The sequence below is a fragment of the Actinomycetota bacterium genome (assembly GCA_036280995.1).
Classification (GTDB): domain Bacteria; phylum Actinomycetota; class CALGFH01; order CALGFH01; family CALGFH01; genus CALGFH01.
In genome coordinates this window covers 1-2,143 of the sequence record DASUPQ010000135.1, presented here as the reverse complement: position 1 = coordinate 2,143, position 2,143 = coordinate 1, and the positions used below count along the sequence as shown (strand labels likewise).

Here is a 2,143-nt window from a genome sequence, read left to right as displayed (position 1 = left end):
GCCGCGCCAACCACCGAGACCCCCACCACCGAGGCGCCGGCGACCACCGCCGCCCCCACCACCAGCGCGCCGCCGACCACCGCGGCCCCGACCACGACCACGAAGCCGAAGCCCAAGCCGAAGCCGGCCGCGCGGGCCAAGCTCCGCTCCGGCTCCGAGGGGGCCCAGGTCAAGGCCTTGCAGCGCCGCCTCCACGAGCTCGGCTACCAGGTCCAGGCGGCCGACGGCCAGTTCGGGCCCGAGACCCACCACTCGGTCGTCGCCTTCCAGAAGGTCAACCGCCTCGGCCGCGACGGCATCGTGGGGCCGGTCACCCGGCGCGCCCTGGAGCGCCCGCGGACACCCCGCCCCCGCTCCGCCAGCCCCGGCTTCCACGTCGAGGCCGACCTCACCCTCCAGGTCGTCTACATGGTCAAGAACGGCAAGATCGTGGAGATCCTGGACGCCTCATCGGCCTCGGGCCAGACCTACACCGTCGACGGCGACGTCCGGCTGGCCGTGACCCCGCAGGGCCGCTTCGTGATCCAGCGCAAGATCGACGCCTGGCGCCGGAGCAAGCTGGGCCTGCTGTACCGGCCCGCCTACTTCATCGGCGGCTACGCCCTGCACGGCGCGCCGTCGGTGCCGCCGTTCCCGGCCAGCCACGGCTGCATCCGCATCACCACCACGGCCATGGACCGCTGGTTCGCCCGGCTCCCGGTCGGCACCCCGATGCTGGTCTACCGGACCTGACGCGGGGGCTCTGCCCCTCGTGTGCCCCCGAGACCGGTGGCTGGGCTGGAACCAGCTCGGGGCTCCCGGTGTACCAGGGCGGAAGTCGGTCCTCCGGGAAGGGGTCACCCAATGCGGCGCCGTGCTCTGGCCATGCTCGTCCTCGCCCTCCTGCTGGCCGTGGTCCCCACGGCCGCCCAGGCCAAGGGGGCGTCGGCCGCCACCATCTCGGGCGGCGGGCCCGGCGGCCTGCCGGGCGGCCCCATCCACCTCAAGGGCGACGGCGAGCCGGGCGCCGGCACCGACCTGGCCAACCTGGCCGAGGCGGCCGGCGTGTTCGCGCTGCTGTGGGAGGACGGGCAGAGCGGCGCGCTGGCCGCCGCCCCCACCACCCGGCGCGGCCCCCGCTACACGATCACCTGGACCTTCCCCAACGGCGACGGCGGCGAGGACCTGGTCCGCCAGTCCGTCTGGCCGTACGCGGCCGGCGGCCCGGTGACCTACATGGCCACCGGCCAGAAGGTCCTCGACGGCGCCACCAAGGGCGGCTGGTACCGCGCCGGCGACAACCTCCGCCAGGACCTCGTCACCCTCGGCCTCCCCGACCGCCAGCCCCTGGCCGCCCCCAAGCCCGCCCCCACCCCGTCCCCGGCCTCCCCGGCGCCCGCCCCGTCCCCGGCGCTCTGGCCCTGGGTCGCGGCCGGCATGGGCGTGCTGGTGGTCGTGGCGGCTGTCACGCTGGCGCGGCGCCGCTCGGCGGGCCTGGGCGCCTCCTAGGGCTCAGGGGCGCTCGAGCAGGCCGTGCTCGTTGCCGTCGGGGTCGCGGAACTGGGCCCAGCGGCCCCAGGGCTGCTCGGTCGGGGGCTCGGTGAACTCGACCCCGCGCCCGCGTAGCTCCTCGAAGGTCGCCTGGATGTCGTCGCAGGCGAACACCAGCCCGGGCGTGAACGGCACCACCGCCGTCTCGGCTCCGGCCGGGGCGAGCTCGACCCAGCGGCCGTCCATCCCCATCGGCTCGTCGCGTCGTTTCTCGAACCCGAGCTTGCCGACGTAGAAGTCGACCGCCCGGTCCTGGTCCCCGGCCCGGACCCCGACCGAGCTCACCCTGGTGATCATCCGACCTCCCCATGGTCGAACATCTGTTCGAGTCATCCTACGCCCCGCCGGGTGCCGGGTCGAGCCTGTCCACAGGTGGGCTGCGGCCAGGGGCGGCCGGCCTGGCCGTGCTCGGCACCCTGATCGTTGCCGCCCAGGCCGCCTGGCGATGCCGCCTAGCGATACAGTCGATGCCTTGAACCGCTCAGGAGGGACCGCCGATGGCCAAGCTCGACCAGGGCGCCCAGGCGCCGACGTTCACCCTGCCCGACCAGGACGGCAACCCGGTGTCGCTGGACGACTTCAAGGGCACCAAGGTGCTCGTCTACTTCTACCC

At 74.6% G+C, this 2,143-nt stretch carries 4 protein-coding genes; 3 read left to right on the top strand and 1 reads right to left on the bottom strand.

All coding sequences use genetic code 11. From position 1 onward, the window contains the following. The coding region (locus VF468_04305) for a L,D-transpeptidase family protein (protein HEX5877536.1) at nt 1-732 on the top strand (732 nt) is incomplete at its 5' end. Between the two features lie 111 nt (nt 733-843). Next, nucleotides 844-1,488, top strand: a complete 645-nt coding sequence (locus VF468_04300) for a hypothetical protein (protein HEX5877535.1) — start codon at nt 844-846, stop codon at nt 1,486-1,488. A gap of 3 nt (nt 1,489-1,491) precedes the next feature. Here VF468_04300 and VF468_04295 read toward each other — a convergent pair whose 3' ends face one another. Further along, nucleotides 1,492-1,827, bottom strand: coding sequence for a VOC family protein (locus VF468_04295; protein HEX5877534.1), 336 nt, complete (start codon nt 1,825-1,827; stop codon nt 1,492-1,494). Between the two features lie 200 nt (nt 1,828-2,027). On the opposite strand from VF468_04295, the gene VF468_04290 reads away from it, so the two are divergent. Continuing rightward, nucleotides 2,028-2,143 (top strand): redoxin domain-containing protein (locus tag VF468_04290; protein HEX5877533.1); only part of this gene is annotated, 116 nt, incomplete at its 3' end.

Coding starts and splice junctions, on each gene's coding strand:
- VF468_04300 (HEX5877535.1), top strand. CDS start 844: ATGCGGCGCCGTGCTCTGGCCATGCTCGTCCTCGCCCTCCTGCTGGCC.
- VF468_04295 (HEX5877534.1), bottom strand. CDS start 1,827: ATGATCACCAGGGTGAGCTCGGTCGGGGTCCGGGCCGGGGACCAGGAC.